Here is a 16730-nt window from a genome sequence, read left to right on the forward strand (position 1 = left end):
GCGACAGTTGGTGCACATCATATTTCGAAATGGCCGGCAGAGGCGAAGAGTGGCCGGTTGCCATGGCGACGCGCTTGCCCCACTCTGCTCTTTGATGCTTGAGTGGCCGTGTTCTTGGGAGGAGCCGGTGCGGACTATCATCGATCATGCCGAACAGGTTTATTCCGCGGCACTGCAGACGTCTGCAGCCGCCAATTCGCCGGTGGTTGCCTCCTGGCGCCGCTGCATGACCATGCACCGACTTCAGCCGGAAGAAAAACGCGCACCGCTCCGGCTTTCGGAAGCGGAGTTTCGCGCAGCGCGCGAAGCGTCGGAAAGGCTGATCGCAGATGCAAGGGAAGAGCTGGACCGCCTTTTCCTGACCGTCGGCAAGGCCGGTTGCTGCCTGCTTCTCACCGACCGGCACGGCATCGCGCTCGAACGGCGCGGCACCCGCGCAGACGACACCGACTTCCAGCATCTCGGCCTCTGGACGGGTTCCGTATGGACCGAGGCAAGCATGGGCACCAACGGGATCGGCACGGCCATTGCCGACGAACGCGCGGTCACCATCTACCGGGACCAGCATTTCCTTTCCGCCAATATAGCCCTTTCCTGCACCACGGCCCCGATCCGCGATCATCGCGGGCGGCTTGCCGCTGCCCTCGACATTTCCACCTGCCGTGACGACATCAACGACATGACCATCTCGATCCTGGCGCAGGCGGTGCGGGATTCGGCCCAGCGGATCGAAACCAACCTGTTTCGCAGCGCCTTTCCCGGCGCACGCTTCCTGATGGTACCGGATTCCGGGGGATCTTCGCCGGCACTGCTTGCAGTCGACCGCGACGACCTCGTGCTCGGTGCCAATCGGGCAGCACGCCTTGCCCTGAAGCTCGACGATATCAGGATCGCCGCCGGCCTCGCTGCCGCCGACGCCCTGAAGGAGGAGCGGCTGCCGGCGACCGGTGACCTGGAAGAGGCCGAGCGCGCCGCATTGCGCCGGGCCCTTACGCGCTCGAACGGCAATGTTTCCCAGGCAGCCATTGCACTGGGCATGAGCCGCGCCACGCTTCACCGCAAGATGAAGAAGCTCAATCTGCATTGAGCGTCCGTCCCCCCCTAGCCCGGGGCGGGATGTGTCGCAAGCCTGCGACATGGTGCAGTGCGGTATCGGTTACCGCCCCTGTTTTCCGGCCCGATCCGGCGGCAGTCTTTCCTCACCGGTTCAGCCGAACCTGTTTCCATGGGAGGAAAACATGCTGCATCAGAAGATCATCGAATCGCCCTTCAAGACGCGCTACGGCAACTTTATCGGCGGCGAGTGGCGGGAGCCGTTGTCCGGCCGCTACTTCGACAACATTACGCCCGTGACCGGCGGCAAGCTGTGCGAAATTCCCCGCTCCGACGAGAAGGACATCGAGGCCGCGCTCGACGCCGCCCATGCCGCGAAGGACAAGTGGGGCCGCACCTCGACCACCGAACGCTCCAACATTCTCCTCAAGATCGCCGACCGGATGGAGGCCAATCTCGAGCTGCTGGCACGCGCCGAAACCTTCGACAACGGCAAGCCGATCCGCGAGACGATGGCGGCGGACATCCCGCTCGCCATCGACCACTTCCGCTATTTCGCAGCCTGCATTCGCGCTCAGGAAGGCTCGATCGGCGAGGTGGACCATGACACGATCGCCTATCATTTCCACGAACCGCTCGGTGTCGTCGGGCAGATCATTCCCTGGAACTTCCCGATCCTGATGGCCGCCTGGAAGCTGGCGCCCGCGCTTGCCGCCGGCAATTGCGTGGTGCTGAAACCGGCCGAACAGACGCCCGCATCGATCCTGGTACTTGCCGAACTCGTCGCCGATCTCCTGCCGCCCGGCGTTCTCAACATCGTCAACGGTTTTGGCCTGGAAGCCGGCAAGCCGCTGGCGACGAGCCCGCGGATCGCCAAGATTGCCTTCACCGGCGAAACCTCGACCGGTCGGCTGATCATGCAGTATGCCAGCCAGAACCTGATCCCGGTGACCCTCGAGCTGGGCGGCAAGAGCCCGAACATCTTCTTCGCCGATGTGATGAACGAGGACGATGCCTTCTTCGACAAGGCGCTCGAAGGCTTTGCGATGTTCGCGCTGAACCAGGGCGAGGTCTGCACCTGCCCGAGCCGCGCGCTCATCCAGGAATCCATCTACGACCGCTTCATGGAGCGCGCCATCAAGCGGGTGGAAGCCATCCGCCAGGGCAACCCTCTCGACAGCGCGACCATGATCGGCGCGCAGGCTTCGTCGGAGCAGCTGGAGAAGATCCTTGCCTACATGGACATCGGCCGTCAGGAAGGCGCGGAAGTTCTGACCGGTGGCGCACGCAACGATCTCGGCGGCGAACTGGCCGGCGGGTATTACGTGAAGCCCACCGTCTTCCGCGGCCACAACAGGATGCGGATCTTCCAGGAGGAAATCTTCGGACCGGTGGTGTCCGTCACCACCTTCAAGGATGAGGCGGAAGCGCTGGAGATCGCCAACGACACGCTCTATGGCCTGGGCGCCGGTGTCTGGAGCCGCGACATCAACCGCTGCTACAATTTCGGCCGCAACATCCAGGCCGGACGTGTCTGGACCAACTGCTACCACGCCTACCCGGCCCACGCGGCCTTCGGTGGCTACAAGCAGTCCGGCATCGGGCGCGAGACCCACAAGATGATGCTCGATCATTACCAGCAGACCAAGAACATGCTGGTGAGCTACAGCCCGAACGCTCTGGGCTTCTTCTGATCTGAACCTCAAGACAAGGCCCGGCCTCGCCGGGCCTTGTCCGTTTGCCTTTGGAGAGACCCGCCATGACGATCGCCGATACGGTTGCGGGGGAGCCTCGTGTCGTTGCCACGGAGGCGGCCCTTGCCTTCCTCCGGGAAATACAGGCCGACCACCCGGACATCCTGTTCCACCAGTCCGGCGGATGCTGCGACGGTTCATCGCCCATGTGTTACCCGGCAAATGAGTACCGGGTCGGGGAAACGGATGTGAAGCTGGGCGAAATCGGCGGGGTGCCGGTCTATATCAGCGGCAGCCAGTTTGCCGTCTGGCAGCACACCCAGCTGATCATCGACGTGGTACCGGGACGCGGGGGCATGTTCTCGCTCGACAACGGACGCGAAAGGCGTTTCCTGACCCGTTCCCGCCTCTTCGGTGGCGGCGAGGCCTGTGCGCTACCCGTCAGGTAGAGCTTTCCTGCAGCACTTGCCCCGCTGAGCGGACGATCTGGACCTAAATTCCGGCAGAACTGGCTATAAGCGAAGCCCGGCTGCGCTTCTACTCTCGCCATGACCCCCTCCGATCGCGAGCGTGAGCATGGAACCGGCCATCGACGACAGACCAGAAAAGCGGAGCGTTCCGGCGTTGTCGCGCGCCATCGAACACTATGGCCCGGGACTGCTGGTAACGGCAGCCGTCGCGATGGCTGCCCAGTTTCTGGCCGAACATTACGGTGCGCCGGCCATGCTGATGGCGCTGCTGCTGGGAATAGCCTTCCATTTCCTTTCGGAGGAGGGGCGCTGCGTCGCGGGCATCGAGCTCTCGGCGAAGAAGGTGCTGCGCGTTGGGGTCGCCCTTCTCGGCATGCGCATCAGCGTCGACCTACTCATCCAGCTCGGCGCGGAAACAATCCTGCTGCTGGTTGCGGGCCTCGCGGCGACCATTCTTTTCGGGCTCCTGCTCTCCCGTCTCCTTCGCCTCGACTGGCGTCTGTCGCTGCTGACGGCCGGCGCGGTGGCCATCTGTGGGGCTTCCGCTGCCATGGCCATCGCTGCCGTGCTTCCGAGGGGCCGCCATTCGGAACGGAACCTGCTGGTGACGGTGCTCGGCGTGACCGTCATGAGCACCATCGCCATGATCGCCTACCCGATCCTCGCACACCGGCTCGGCCTTTCCGACCGGGCAACGGGCATCTTCTTCGGCGGCACGATCCACGACGTGGCGCAGGTCGTCGGCGCGGGCTTTTCGGTCTCGCAGACAGCCGGGGAGACGGCGACGCTGGTCAAGCTGATCCGCGTGACCATGCTGGCCCCTGTCGTCCTCTGTTTCTCGCTCGTCCTGCGCAACATGCCTGCCGACGATCCGGAGATCGGCGCAAAGCGCCCGCCGCTGCTCCCGGGCTTCGTGATCGCCTTCCTGATTCTCGCGGCGATCAACTCAGCCGGCTGGATTCCGGCCGCATTGAGCACCGCTGGGCTTGAGGTTTCGCGCTGGGCACTGCTGGCGGGGATCGTGGCGGTGGGGATGAAGACCTCGCTGAAGAATCTTTTTGAGGCCGGCCGCACTGCCATCGGACTTATCGTCGCCGAGACGATTTTCATCGCAATCTTCATCCTGACGGGCCTTTCCTATCTGGATCTTGGCTAGGATCGGCAAAAAGCCGGCGAAAGACCGCCTTTCGACGGGCGATATGCCTGTTCGGACGGATGAGAGCCGCCGCGGTCGGAAGACGACCGCCGGAAGACCCCGCCTTGCATTGATTCCTGAAATACGCTCACTTGTGCGCTGCAACAGTTGGCGAGCGGGCAAGAGGTTCCGGGTGCGGGCAATAATCGAGCGGCTGGAAAACAGGGAGGCGGACGAGGCGCCACTGACCGCGCGGCTGCATGCCGAGCGGGCCAGGGGCAGCGTGCGCCTTTCCATGGGAACCACCGGCCTCAAGACTCTGCGCGAGGAGGGATCGCTGAAGATCCGCCTTCCTTCCGGTTCCAGCCAGGCCATCCTGATCAACACGGCCGGTGGGATTGCCGGTGGGGACCGCTATCGGATCGACATCGAAGCAAGCGGCGAAAGCCGCCTCGCCATTGCCTCTCAGGCCGCCGAGCGAGTGTACCGTACACTCGGCCCCTCGGCCGAAATCACCGTCTCCCACCGGGTCCGCGACAGGGCGCGGCTGATCTGGTTGCCACAGGAAACCATTCTCTTCGACAAAAGCGGCCTTTCCCGCCGCCTTGAGGTGGATCTGGACCGCGAGAGCTTTTTCCTCGGCATGGAAAGCACCGTGCTCGGGCGCCGCGAAAGCGGCGAGCGGATACGCGAGATCGCCTTTCGCGAGAACTGGAGCGTCAGGCGCGAGGGCCGGCTTCTGCACAGCGAGCGGCTGAAGATCGATGGCATGCTTCCGCGGGGAATTGCAGAGCTGGGAAATGCGGGTGCCTTTGCCACCCTGCTCCTGGTCAGCCCGCATGCGGAAGCACTTGTCGAAGATTGCCGCGCCCTGCTCGGGTCCCGGTCGGGCGTATCTGCCTGGGACGGCCGACTCGTCATCCGCCTTCTCGAGGAGGACGGCTTTCGCCTGCGCAAGCGCCTGCTCGCCCTCTTTCCGCTTCTGCTGCCGCCCGCCGAAATACCCCGTGTCTGGCTTATCTGAGGATCACGCCCATGCAATTGACTCCCCGTGAAAAAGACAAGCTTCTGGTGGCCATGGCGGCCATTGTGGCCCGCCGGCGGCTAGAGCGTGGCGTGAAGCTGAATTTCCCGGAAGCGGTTGCGCTGATCACCGATTTTGTCGTCGAGGGTGCGCGAGACGGCGCCAGCGTCGCCGACCTCATGGAACAGGCCGCCCATGTGGTGAGCCGCGACCAGGTGATGCCCGGCATTGCCGAGATGATCCCCGAGGTGCAGGTGGAAGCGACCTTTCCGGACGGCACCAAGCTCGTCACCGTACACCACCCGATCCGCTGAAGGAGGCGTCCCATGATCCCCGGAGAAATCATCACCCCTGAGGGCGAGATCGAATTGAACGTGGGCGCGGAGAAGACGGTGATCGAGGTCGCCAATACGGGTGACCGTCCCGTGCAGGTGGGCTCCCACTACCACTTTTTCGAGGTCAATGACGCGCTCGCCTTCGACCGCGAAGCCGCCCGCGGCAAGCGGCTCGACATCGCAGCCGGCACAGCGGTGCGGTTCGAACCGGGTCAGCGCCGCGAGGTGACCCTCGTGCCCCTCGGCGGCAAGCGCCACGTCTACGGTTTCCAGCAGAAGATCATGGGAGCGCTTTGAGATGGCGAAGATTTCCCGTTCCACCTATGCACAGATGTATGGCCCGACCGTGGGCGACAAGGTGCGGCTCGCCGATACCGCACTCCTCATTGGTGTCGAAAAGGACTATACGATCCCCGGCGAAGAGGTGAAGTTCGGCGGTGGCAAGGTCATCCGTGACGGCATGGGCCAGTCGCAGGCGACCCGCGCCGAAGGGGCGATGGATACCGTCATCACCAATGCGGTCATTCTCGACCATTCCGGGATCGTCAAGGCGGATGTCGGCCTCAGGAATGGCCGCATCGCCGCTATCGGCAAGGCCGGCAATCCCGATACGCAGGATGGCGTGACCATCGTCATCGGTCCGTCGACGGAAATCATCGCCGGCGAGGGCCGCATCCTCACCGCGGGCGGCATCGACAGCCATATCCATTTCATCGCTCCGCAGCAGATCGAGGAAGCGCTCTATTCCGGCGTCACCACCATGCTGGGCGGCGGAACGGGTCCCGCCCATGGCACGCTCGCCACCACCTGCACCGGCGCCTGGCACACGGAACGGATGATCGAGGCAGCGGACGCCTTTCCGATGAACATCGGCTTCCTCGGCAAGGGCAACGCATCGCTGCCGGCGGCGCTCGAGGAGATCATCCTGTCCGGTGCCTGCGGGCTGAAGCTCCACGAGGACTGGGGAACCACGCCGGCGGCCATCGACTGCTGCCTTTCGGTGGCCGATCAGTACGATGTGCAGGTCGCGATCCATACGGACACGTTGAACGAATCGGGCTTCGTCGAGGCATCGATTGCCGCCTTCAAGGGCCGGACGATCCATACGTTTCACACGGAAGGAGCGGGCGGCGGGCACGCGCCCGACATCATCCGCGTGGCAAGCCTGCCGAACGTGCTGCCCTCCTCCACGAATCCGACCCGACCCTATACCGTGAACACGGTTGCGGAGCATCTCGACATGCTGATGGTCTGCCATCACCTCTCCCCCCGCATTCCGGAGGACGTCGCCTTTGCCGAAAGCCGGATTCGCAAGGAGACCATCGCGGCCGAAGACATTCTCCACGATATCGGAGCCTTCTCGATGATCTCCTCCGACAGCCAGGCGATGGGCCGTGTCGGCGAGATGATCATCCGTTGCTGGCAGACGGCGCACAAGATGAAGGTGCAGCGCGGCAGTCTGCCGGGCGACGGCGAGACCGACAACGAACGCGCCAAGCGCTATGTGGCGAAATACACGATCAACCCGGCAATCGCCCATGGCATTGCCCACGAGGTCGGATCGGTGGAAGTGGGAAAGCGGGCCGATCTGGTCCTGTGGAACCCGGCCTTCTTCGGCATCAAGCCCGAATTCGTGCTGCTCGGCGGTTCGATTGCGGCGGCACCGATGGGCGATCCGAATGCTTCCATCCCCACCCCGCAGCCGGTTCATTATCGGCCGATGTTCGCCTCCTACGGAAAACTGCGCACCAATTCCTCGGTGACCTTCGTTTCGGAAGCTTCGCTGCAGGCCGGGCTTCGCGACCGGCTGGGGACAGCAAAGGCCATGGTGGCGGTGAAGAACACCCGCGGCGGCATTTCAAAATCTTCGATGGTCCTCAACAGCGCCACGCCCTATATCGAGGTGAACCCGGAGACTTACGAGGTGCGCGCCGACGGCGAGCTTCTCGTCTGCGAACCGGCGCAAACGCTCCCCATGGTCCAACGCTATTTCCTGTTCTGAACGATGACCCGCAAAGCAACCCAAATCATCAAGGCCGCAGAGGTCAGCACCGCAGCCGCCTTCAAGCTGACGCTGGACGCCCAAGACCGTCACATCCGCCGCAAGCGCGTGCAGCTGAACGACGGGTCGTCGGTCATGGTCGACCTCGAAAAGCCGGTGCAGCTCTCGGACGGCGATTGCCTCGTCCTCGACACTGGCCAGCTCGTGGAAATACAAGCTGCCCATGAAGACCTGCTGGAGATCACCGCGGCATCTCCCCGCGCGCTGGTGGCGCTCGCCTGGCACATCGGCAACAGGCATCTCGAGGCGCAGATCGAGGAGAAACGCATTCTCATCCGCCCGGATCACGTGATCGCGCACATGCTGGAGCACCAGGGCGCCGTGGTGCGCGAAGTGCGGGAGACCTTTGCGCCGGAGAATGGCGCCTATCACCACGAGATCGGCTACGAACACGGATACTCGCTGACAGAAACCTCCGGCCATGGCCATTCTCACAGCCATTTGCACGGACATGCACCGGACCGCCCCCATGACGACAGCGACGACGATTGAGCAGGACCAGCTTCTTCTGCTTCTGACCTTTCTGTCGCCCGCCTTTCCGACCGGTGCCTTCGCCTATTCACATGGCCTGGAACAGGCGATCGCTTCGGGTGCCGTCAGCGATTCCGAAAGCCTCACCGGCTGGCTTTCGGCGCTTCTGATCCGCGGCTCCGCCTGGAACGATGCCGTTCTTCTGCGGGCGGTCGGGCGGGAGGAACTGGCGTCCCTGAACAGCCTTGCCCTCTCCCTTTCCGCCTCGCGCGAGAGACATCTCGAGACGACGGCGCTCGGCGGGAGCTTTGCGGCTTCCGCTGCCGTTTTCGGTGACCTCGCGCTTCCCGAAGGAGAAACCGCCTATCCGATTGCAGTTGGGGCCGCCGCATCGGCTGCAGGCATTTCCTGCGAGGCGCTCATTCCAGCCTATCTGCATGCCTTTGCCGCCAGTCTTGTCTCCGTTGCGGTCCGTCTCGTGCCGCTCGGCCAGACGAGCGGTCTTTCCGTGCTGGCACGGCTCATGCCTGTCATTTCCGAGGTCACACAGCGCGCGCTCGGCTCTACGCTCGATGATCTCGGATCCGCAACCTTCCTTTCAGATATTGCCGCCATGCGGCACGAATTCCAGGAACCGAGGATTTTCCGCACATGACCCATGGCCCTCTCCGCGTCGGAATCGGCGGACCCGTCGGCTCCGGCAAGACGACACTGACGGAAAAGCTCTGCAAGGCCATGCGAGACCGTTATTCCGTCGCCGTCATCACCAACGACATCTACACGAAAGAGGACGCCCTGATCCTCAACCGGCTTCAGGCGCTTCCCGAAGACCGGATCATGGGGGTGGAAACCGGGGGCTGCCCGCATACGGCCATCCGCGAGGACGCCTCGATCAACATCGCCGCCATCAACGAAATGGTGAAGCGTTTTCCCGATCTCGACGTGATCTTCATCGAATCCGGTGGCGACAACCTTGCGGCCACCTTCTCTCCCGATCTCGTCGATCTCTCGCTTTACGTGATATCGGTCTGCCAGGGAGAGAAGATCCCCCGAAAGGGCGGGCCGGCAATCACCCGGTCCGACCTGCTGCTCATCAACAAGACCGATCTTGCTCCCCATGTCATGGCAGATCTTGATGTCATGGAGGCCGATACAAGGCGGGTACGGGGAGCCCGCCCCTATGTCTTCACGGACCTTCTGCGCCAGAAGGGGCTCGACGAAGTGATCGCCTTCCTGGAACGCGAGGGCGGGCTGCAGGCCTGACCGTCAGGTCCGCTGGGCGGCTGCAGTGCCGGCCGCCGCGGGGATCGGCCGGAACATCATGGCGATCAGGAAGGCCCCGATGCCGATAGCCCAGGACCCGACATAGAGCCAGGTATAGCTTGCAAACGCATCATAGATCATCCCGCCGGCAATCGGCCCGAGGGCCATGCCGAGGCTTCCTGCCATCGACATGCCGCCGATCACGGATCCCATATGGCGGAGCGGAAAGTTCTCGCGGGCGATCACGGCGTAAAGGGGCATGACACCCGCATAGATGAAGCCGAAGACGGCGGCCGCCGCGTAGAAGCTGCCGATCCCGCCGGCAGCCACATAGCCCAGTGCGCCAAAAGCCTGGGCAAGCAGGCCGAGGACAAGGATGTTCTTCGCCCCGAACCGGTCGCCGAGAAGCCCGAAAGCCACGCGCCCGCCCATGCCCGCCAGCCCCTCGATGCTGTAGATCGAGACCGCCGCCATCATCGGTATGCCGCAGGTGACGGCATAGCTGACCGTATGGAAGATGGGCCCGGAATGGGTCGCGCAGCAGAAGAAGTTCGTGGCAAGCAGGATGGCAAATTGCGGCGTGCGCACCACCTGCCGGAGGGTCATGGACGGGGGCTCTCCCATGACATCGGCTTGCAGGCCAGCCCCGGACCCCTCGAGAGCGGGCGGGCGCCGTACGAGCAGCGCGAGGGGAATGGTCGTCACCGCGGCGATCAGGGCGATGATCTGCATCGCCGTTCGCCACTCGTATTGGGAAACCAGCCAGGCCGCGAAAGGCGCGACCACCATGGGTGCGATGCCCATTCCGGCCGAAACGAGCGAAACCGCGAGGCTGCGCTGCGTCTCGAACCAGCCGGTTACACTGGCCATCATGGGCGTGATGATCGCCGCCGCGGCAAGCCCCATGCAGAGGCCGAAGAGCAACTGGAACACGATGAGCGAGGGTGCCATGCTGGCCAGCGCAAGGCTGGCGGACAAAAGCATGGCGCCTCCGAGCACGACCGGCCTTGGGCCCACCCGATCCGAGAGTGTGCCGCCTGCGATGTTGCCAAACGCCATGGATAGGAAGCCGACAGTCATCGCCGCAGAAATTCCGGTCACGGACCAGCCCGTGTCCCTCGAGATCGGCATCAGGAAAACCGGCAGCGAGAAGAGCGAGCCGATGACCATGCAGCCGAGGAAGCCACCGGCTGCGACGATGACCCAGCGATAGGGAAGGGCGGGCATGTTCGTCTCCGTGATCGAGTGCGGGAGCATGCATTGACCCGGTCATGGTGCCCTGAAAAAGCTCCTGGCAAAAGAGCTTAATTCTGGGGCCCCGGTCCGCCTCGCGAAGGCGGACCGGCAAAGCCGCGCAGGTGCCTCAGGTCCGCATCACCCGATAGATCGCCGGTATGACAAGAACGGTCAGCAGCGTCGAGGAGGCAAGGCCGAAGAGCAGGGATATCGCAAGCCCCTGGAAGATCGGATCGGTGAGGATCACCGCAGCCCCGATGATTGCCGCAAGCGCAGTCAGCAGGATGGGCTTGAAGCGGATCGCCCCCGCTTCGATCAGGATTTCGGTGAAGGACCTGCCGGTTCTGTCCGCGTGGCGCACGAAGTCCACCAGCAGGATCGAATTGCGGACGATGATGCCCGCAAGGGCGATGAAACCGATCATCGAGGTGGCCGAGAAGGGAGCGCCGAACAGCCAGTGTCCACCGAGGATGCCGATGAAGGTCAGCGGCACGGGCGTGAGGATCACCAGTGGCACCTTGAAGGAGCCGAACTGTCCGACGACAAGGATGTAGATCCCGAGAAGGGCGATCATGAAAGCCGCGCCCATGTCGCGGAAGGTCACCCAGGTGACTTCCCATTCCCCGTCCCAGAGCAGCGTGGAGACGCTTTCGTCCCTCGGCTGGCCATGAAGTGCGATGACGGGCTTGGGCAGGCCGGTCCAGTCCTCTGCATCCAGCGCATCCTGGACCGCAAGCATTCCGTAAAGCGGCGCTTCATATGCCCCGGCGAGCTCCGCGGTGACCATCTCGGCGCTGACGCCGTTGTGGCGGAAGATCGGCAGCGAGGTTTTCTCGTCCGTAACCCGGACCACGTCACCCAGTTCGACCACGCCACGGTCCCCCGGCAAGACATTGGCCGGCATGGGGGTTGTCAGAAAGGCCTCGTCGAGGACCTTTTCCCCCTTGGCCCTTTCGAGGCGGATCGGGATTGGCGGCCGCCCTCCGCCCCGGTGCGAATAGCCGATGGTCTTCCCGTTCGAGAGAATGGCGATCGTGTCGAAGACGTCACCTTCCTCCACATGATAGAACTCGGCATTGTCCGTGGAGACCGTGAGACGCTTGCGCCGGGCCTCAAGGCCATAGGAATTGTCGACATCGACGATGAAGGGCACGGAACGAAAGGCATGTTCGACCTTCTCAGCGACCTTCCGGCGCGTTTCGGCGTCCGGGCCATAGATCTCGGCCAGCAGCGTCGCCATTACCGGCGGGCCGGGTGGCGGTTCGACCACCTTCAGGCTTGTCCCCTCGGGAAGCTTCAGCGTGGCGATCTTCTGCCTTATATCGAGGGCTATGTCGTGGCTGGAACGGTCCCGCTCTCCCTTGGGCGTCAGATTGATGGCCACGTCGCCCTGGTTCGGCGCCGCGCGCATGTAGGCATGCCGGACGAGACCGTTGAAGTTGAAGGGCGCTGCCGTCCCCGCATGGGTCTGCACCGAGACCACCTCCGGCATCGAGAGAACGATCCGCGCAACCGCCTGGGCAACGGCATCGGTCGCCTCGGTGGAGGAACCTTCCGGCAGGTCGAGCGTCACCGAGAGCTCCGACTTGTTGTCGAACGGCAGAAGCTTCACGGTCACGTGCTTGGTGTAGAAGAGGGAGAGCGAGCCCAGCGTCAGCACGCCGACAGCGAGGAGGAACGCCCAGCTCCTGCCCTTGGTCGCAAGGATCGGCCTTGCGACGGCCGAATAGAGAGCGCCAAGCCGTCCACCCGCTTCCGCCTCGTGGCCATGGTGGACCGGGGCATTGCCGGCAACCTTCAGCATCAGCCAGGGCGTGACGATGACAGCGACGAAGAAGGAGAAGATCATCGCGGCGGAGGCATTGGCCGGGATGGGGCTCATGTAGGGACCCATCATCCCCGACACGAAGAGCATCGGCAGCAGGGCCGCAACGACGGTCAGCGTCGCAACGATCGTCGGGTTGCCGACCTCGGCAACAGCCTCGATGGCGCTGACCCGCCGGGAGCGGTTGTCCCCCATGCCCCAATGGCGCGCGATATTCTCGATGACGACGATGGCGTCGTCGACGAGGATGCCGATGGAGAAGATGAGCGCGAAGAGCGATACCCGGTTGAGAGTGTAGCCCATCAGCCGCGAGGCGAAGAGCGTCAGGAGAATCGTCACCGGAATGACGATGGCCACCACGAAGGCTTCGCGCCGACCGATGGAAATCCAGACAAGCGCGATGATCGAAACGGTGGCAAGTCCGAGATGATAGAGAAGCTCGTTGGCCTTCTCGTTGGCCGTTTCGCCGTAGTCGCGCGTCACCTCGACCGACATGTCGGCCGGAATGATCCGGCCCTTCACCGCGTCTACCCGCTCGAGAACCGCATGGGCGACGACAACGGCATTGGAGCCTGCACGCTTGGCAATGGCCAAGGTTACCGAAGGCGTACGCTCGACATTGCCGCCCTCTGCCTTGCGGAGGGTGGAAACGATGGCGTCGCTCGTATCCGTAACGAAGGCGATCGTTGCGACATCCCGGACATAGACGGGGCGGCCGTCGCGGGCCGTCAGGAGAAGATTGCCGATCTCCGCCGGGGTGTTGAGGGTTTCCCCCGCCATGACGTCGATCTGGTCGCCCCGGTCGCGGACCATGCCAGCCGGCATGGCGGAATTTGCGCCGCCGACCTTGCCCGCGAGCTGCTGCAGCGTGATGCCGTAGAGGGCAAGTTTTTCCGGTTGCGGCGAGATGCGGATTGCCTCGCCCGTTTCGCCGACGAGATAGGTGAGGCCGACATCCTCCACCTTGGCAATTTCGTTTCGCAGCTCGCGGACCACGCGCGTCAGGTCATTGGCGCCGACGCGAGCCGCAGCTTCAGGCCGGGGCGAGAGCGTCAGCGTGACGATCGCCACGTCGTCGATGCCGCGGCCGACGATCCTGGGTTCGGGAATGCCGACCGGAATGCGGTCCATGTTTGCCCGCACCTTGTCGTGCACGCGCAGGACAGCCGCATCGGCGGAGGTGCCGACGATGAAGCGGGCAGTGACCATGACCTGGTTGTCCATGGACTGCGAATAGATGTGTTCGACGCCGTTGATGCTCTTCACGATGGTTTCGAGCGGTTCGGTGATGAGCTTTTCCGCGTCCGTCGCCTTGAGCCCTGGCGCAGGCACGATGATGTCGACCATCGGAACGGAGATCTGCGGCTCCTCCTCGCGGGGCAGCGTCAGCAGTGCGACCAGGCCGAAGGCGAATGCAGCAATCAGGAAAAGCGGCGTCAGGGGCGACTTGATGAAAAGCCGCGTGAGATTGCCAGCGATGCCAAGATCGCCCCGCGGCGCATCAGCCGAGACTTTTTCCGCCGCGGCATGGAGATTTGTCTGCTCGGTCATGGGACGATCACCGTTTCGCCTTCGGAAAGGCCCGTGAGGATTTCAACCATGTCGACACCGTCGACAGCACGGCGGTCGCCGCTCATCACGGCCCGCTCGACGACCTTGCCGTCTTCACGCACGGGGACGAAATCGATGCCGGCCCGGGTAGCGACGGCAGAAGCCGGGACCATCAGCGCCTTGCGGCTGCCAACCGGAAGCTCGACAAGGACACGGGCTCCGACGAATTCGGTCGGGAGGCCCTCGACCTCCACATCCGCCGTAACGCGGCCGCCGAGGATCTCGGGGTAGATCTTCGCAAGCCGCCCGGACAGTGCTTTCCCGGAGGCGTCGATTGCAATTTGCGAACCTTCGCGGAGCGCGGCGGCGTGGCGTTCGGGAATGGCCAAGCGGAGGAAAAAGCCGCCTCCCGCAATCGTCGCCACCGTTTCGCCGGCCATGACCACGGCTTGCCGGGTGACCGGCACGGAGAGCACCTTGCCTGCGGAAGGAGCAAGGACTGCCCCTTGCGCCGCCTGCTCCACCAGCACCGAACGGCTTGCCTCGGCAGAGCGGATCTGGTTGTCGAGGACGTCCACCTGCGTCTGCAACTGATCGACACGCTGGGCGGTGGACGTGCCGCTCTTCAGCAGCTGACGGCCCCGCTCCAGTTCGGCGCGGGCATTGGCGAGCGACGCCTTGAGGCCGAGAAGCTGGGCGTCGACTGCACCGATCTGGAAATTGGTGCGGTCGTCCTTGATGCGCGCTATGACATCACCCGCGGCCACCATGTCCCCTTCCGAGACCGCAAGTTCCACAAGCGTTCCGGGAATGCGGGCACGGGCCAGCACCTGATCCTTGGCCTGGACCTGTCCGTAGACCGCCTTCATCTCGGCAATTTCGGCAGGCTTGAGGAGGAGATCGCCTGCCAGGACAGTGCCCGGTACGAGAAGACAGCCCAGGAGAAGCGTGGAGCGGAAGGGGATCATGGTCAATTCCTTCAGAAGGCGCTTTCGCGGCCGAGACCGAGCTTGCGGAACAGCATGGCTGCCGGGCAGAAGCCGGTGAAGGCCGACTGGATCATGTTCAGGCCGATGAAGACCGTGAACCACACGAAGCCGGGATGCACGAAGTGGGTGAGCAGCAGGGATGCCAGCACCATGACGCCGGCGAACACGAGGACGGCACGATCGATACTCAAGGGAGTTCTCCTTTAGGTTTCATATCTACGAAATAACGTAGATATTTACGACACGCTTGTCAAGCTTCCCTGGCGATCGCTGGGGAGGAAGGCGGATGACAGCTGGTGTTCAGTCGGGGTCGCCGCAGGCATCGCGGCCACAAAAGCTCTCGTACAGCGTGGCGACGATGGCACGGGCGGGCTCGCTCTCGATCCGGTACCAGATCGTCTGTCCTTCCCGGCGTCCTGAGATGATCCGGTCCCGGCGCAGGAGTGCGAGGTGCTGGGAGACGGTCGAATCCCGTATGCCGAGAAATTCAGCCAGCTCGCCAACGGAATGCTCTCCGTCGGTCAGGCGGCAGAGGATCAGCAGTCGGTGCCGGTTGGACAAGGACTTCAGCAGCTCGCTGGCCATGTCCGCGCCGGCGACCATCTCTTCCGGTTTTATCTTCATAGATACGTATTTACATTAATTATTCCACCCAGACAAGCGCGCGTCGTCGCCCTTGCAAATTTTATCGATCATATGTATCTACGAAACATCGTATCTAATTGACGAGGGTACATGTCATGATCAGTAAGGACGATGTTCTGCACCCCGAGGTGACCGCGTTCTTCGACGCGGCGACCAACACCGTCTCCTATGTCGTGCGCGACCCGGCTTCGCGCTCGGCGGCCATCATCGATTCCGTGCTGGATTTCGACTATGCGGCCGGCCGGATCTCCTACGAATCCGCCGACCGTATCATAGACTTCGTGCGTGCCAACGATCTCGCGGTCGAATGGCTGATCGAGACCCACGTGCATGCAGATCACCTCTCGGCTGCGCCCTATCTGCAGGAAGCGCTCGGCGGGCGGATCGGTATCGGCGCGGGCATCCGGACCGTTCAGGACACCTTTGGCAAGATCTTCAACGAAGGAACGGCCTTCGAGCGGGATGGGAGCCAGTTCGACCATCTGTTTTCCGACGGCGAGACCTACCGGATCGGATCGCTGCTGGGGAAGGCCCTTCACACGCCCGGCCACACGCCTGCCTGCATGACACATGTCATCGGCGATGCGGCCTTTGTCGGCGACACGCTGTTCATGCCCGACGGTGGGACGGCGCGCGCCGACTTTCCGGGAGGCGACGCACGCATGCTCTACCGCTCCATCCGCCGCATCCTCGACCTGCCCCCGGAGACCCGCCTCTTCATGTGCCACGACTATGGTCCGGGCGGGCGGGAAATACGCTGGGAAACAACCGTTGCCGCCGAGCGCGCCGACAACATCCACGTCCGCGACGGCGTCTCGGAAGATGAGTTCGTCGCCATGCGCACCGCCAGGGATGCCACGCTTTCCATGCCGAAGCTGATCATTCCGTCTATCCAGGTGAACATGAAGGCCGGGGCGTTACCGGAGAAGGACACCAACGGGACGCGCTATCTCAAAGTCCCGCTCGACGCATTCTAG

General features: G+C 63.5%; 17 protein-coding genes. 12 read left to right on the forward strand and 5 right to left on the reverse strand.

The window, feature by feature from the left end; translation table 11 throughout:
• Positions 1-127 precede the first annotated feature (127 nt).
• The 11 genes from GGR23_RS12680 (at position 128) to ureG (ending at position 9507) form a co-directional block, all read left to right on the forward strand.
• Positions 128-1087, forward strand: a complete 960-nt coding sequence (locus tag GGR23_RS12680; protein WP_382342727.1) for a helix-turn-helix domain-containing protein — start codon at positions 128-130, stop codon at positions 1085-1087.
• Between the two features lie 151 nt (positions 1088-1238).
• Entirely contained in the window at positions 1239-2747 is a 1509-nt protein-coding gene (adh, locus tag GGR23_RS12685) for an aldehyde dehydrogenase (RefSeq protein WP_183366647.1), read from the forward strand.
• Positions 2748-2818: 71 nt separating this feature from the next.
• Positions 2819-3196, forward strand: a complete 378-nt coding sequence (locus GGR23_RS12690) for a DUF779 domain-containing protein (RefSeq protein WP_183366768.1) — start codon at positions 2819-2821, stop codon at positions 3194-3196.
• 127 nt (positions 3197-3323) lie between these two features.
• Entirely contained in the window at positions 3324-4373 is a 1050-nt protein-coding gene (locus tag GGR23_RS12695) for a YeiH family protein (protein WP_183366769.1), read from the forward strand.
• 172 nt (positions 4374-4545) lie between these two features.
• A complete protein-coding gene (locus tag GGR23_RS12700; RefSeq protein WP_183366648.1) occupies positions 4546-5376 on the forward strand; it encodes an urease accessory protein UreD in 831 nt (276 codons plus the stop codon).
• Between the two features lie 11 nt (positions 5377-5387).
• A complete protein-coding gene (locus tag GGR23_RS12705; protein WP_183366649.1) occupies positions 5388-5690 on the forward strand; it encodes an urease subunit gamma in 303 nt (100 codons plus the stop codon).
• Positions 5691-5702: 12 nt separating this feature from the next.
• Positions 5703-6008 carry an urease subunit beta gene (locus GGR23_RS12710; RefSeq protein WP_183366650.1) on the forward strand — a complete coding sequence of 102 codons (306 nt, stop codon included), beginning with the start codon at positions 5703-5705 and terminating at the stop codon, positions 6006-6008.
• 1 nt (position 6009) lies between these two features.
• Complete coding sequence (gene ureC, locus GGR23_RS12715) at positions 6010-7713, forward strand: urease subunit alpha (protein ID WP_183366651.1); 1704 nt, start codon at positions 6010-6012, stop codon at positions 7711-7713.
• A gap of 3 nt (positions 7714-7716) precedes the next feature.
• Positions 7717-8265: an urease accessory protein UreE gene (locus GGR23_RS12720; RefSeq protein WP_183366652.1), complete on the forward strand. Its 549-nt coding sequence runs from the start codon at positions 7717-7719 to the stop codon at positions 8263-8265.
• On the forward strand, positions 8243-8899 hold the full coding sequence (locus GGR23_RS12725; protein ID WP_183366653.1) for an urease accessory protein UreF: 657 nt from the start codon (positions 8243-8245) through the stop codon (positions 8897-8899). The genes GGR23_RS12720 and GGR23_RS12725 overlap by 23 nt, the downstream gene beginning before the upstream one ends.
• Entirely contained in the window at positions 8896-9507 is a 612-nt protein-coding gene (gene ureG / locus GGR23_RS12730) for an urease accessory protein UreG (protein ID WP_183366654.1), read from the forward strand. The genes GGR23_RS12725 and ureG overlap by 4 nt, the downstream gene beginning before the upstream one ends.
• A 3-nt stretch (positions 9508-9510) precedes the next feature.
• Here ureG and GGR23_RS12735 read toward each other — a convergent pair whose 3' ends face one another.
• The 5 genes from GGR23_RS12735 to GGR23_RS12755 form a co-directional block, all read right to left on the reverse strand.
• On the reverse strand, positions 9511-10734 hold the full coding sequence (locus GGR23_RS12735) for an MFS transporter (protein ID WP_183366655.1): 1224 nt from the start codon (positions 10732-10734) through the stop codon (positions 9511-9513).
• 136 nt (positions 10735-10870) lie between these two features.
• Positions 10871-14119: an efflux RND transporter permease subunit gene (locus GGR23_RS12740; RefSeq protein ID WP_183366656.1), complete on the reverse strand. Its 3249-nt coding sequence runs from the start codon at positions 14117-14119 to the stop codon at positions 10871-10873.
• Positions 14116-15087 carry an efflux RND transporter periplasmic adaptor subunit gene (locus GGR23_RS12745; RefSeq protein ID WP_183366657.1) on the reverse strand — a complete coding sequence of 324 codons (972 nt, stop codon included), beginning with the start codon at positions 15085-15087 and terminating at the stop codon, positions 14116-14118. The genes GGR23_RS12740 and GGR23_RS12745 overlap by 4 nt, the downstream gene beginning before the upstream one ends.
• A gap of 11 nt (positions 15088-15098) precedes the next feature.
• The gene (locus GGR23_RS12750) at positions 15099-15299 is read right to left on the reverse strand and encodes a YgaP family membrane protein (protein ID WP_183366658.1); all 201 of its coding nucleotides are present in this window, start codon (positions 15297-15299) and stop codon (positions 15099-15101) included.
• A 109-nt stretch (positions 15300-15408) separates the two neighbouring features.
• Positions 15409-15732, reverse strand: a complete 324-nt coding sequence (locus GGR23_RS12755) for an ArsR/SmtB family transcription factor (protein ID WP_183366659.1) — start codon at positions 15730-15732, stop codon at positions 15409-15411.
• 116 nt (positions 15733-15848) lie between these two features.
• Between GGR23_RS12755 and GGR23_RS12760 the strand changes: the two genes are divergently transcribed.
• Positions 15849-16730 carry an MBL fold metallo-hydrolase gene (locus GGR23_RS12760; protein WP_183366660.1) on the forward strand — a complete coding sequence of 294 codons (882 nt, stop codon included), beginning with the start codon at positions 15849-15851 and terminating at the stop codon, positions 16728-16730.

Source organism: Gellertiella hungarica (assembly GCF_014197145.1).
Classification (GTDB): Bacteria; Pseudomonadota; Alphaproteobacteria; order Rhizobiales; family Rhizobiaceae; genus Gellertiella; species Gellertiella hungarica.

Coding starts and splice junctions, on each gene's coding strand:
- adh (WP_183366647.1), top strand. CDS start 1,239: ATGCTGCATCAGAAGATCATCGAATCGCCCTTCAAGACGCGCTACGGC.
- GGR23_RS12695 (WP_183366769.1), top strand. CDS start 3,324: ATGGAACCGGCCATCGACGACAGACCAGAAAAGCGGAGCGTTCCGGCG.
- GGR23_RS12705 (WP_183366649.1), top strand. CDS start 5,388: ATGCAATTGACTCCCCGTGAAAAAGACAAGCTTCTGGTGGCCATGGCG.
- GGR23_RS12710 (WP_183366650.1), top strand. CDS start 5,703: ATGATCCCCGGAGAAATCATCACCCCTGAGGGCGAGATCGAATTGAAC.
- ureC (WP_183366651.1), top strand. CDS start 6,010: ATGGCGAAGATTTCCCGTTCCACCTATGCACAGATGTATGGCCCGACC.
- GGR23_RS12720 (WP_183366652.1), top strand. CDS start 7,717: ATGACCCGCAAAGCAACCCAAATCATCAAGGCCGCAGAGGTCAGCACC.
- GGR23_RS12725 (WP_183366653.1), top strand. CDS start 8,243: ATGACGACAGCGACGACGATTGAGCAGGACCAGCTTCTTCTGCTTCTG.
- ureG (WP_183366654.1), top strand. CDS start 8,896: ATGACCCATGGCCCTCTCCGCGTCGGAATCGGCGGACCCGTCGGCTCC.
- GGR23_RS12735 (WP_183366655.1), bottom strand. CDS start 10,734: ATGCCCGCCCTTCCCTATCGCTGGGTCATCGTCGCAGCCGGTGGCTTC.
- GGR23_RS12740 (WP_183366656.1), bottom strand. CDS start 14,119: ATGACCGAGCAGACAAATCTCCATGCCGCGGCGGAAAAAGTCTCGGCT.
- GGR23_RS12745 (WP_183366657.1), bottom strand. CDS start 15,087: ATGATCCCCTTCCGCTCCACGCTTCTCCTGGGCTGTCTTCTCGTACCG.
- GGR23_RS12755 (WP_183366659.1), bottom strand. CDS start 15,732: ATGAAGATAAAACCGGAAGAGATGGTCGCCGGCGCGGACATGGCCAGC.
- GGR23_RS12760 (WP_183366660.1), top strand. CDS start 15,849: ATGATCAGTAAGGACGATGTTCTGCACCCCGAGGTGACCGCGTTCTTC.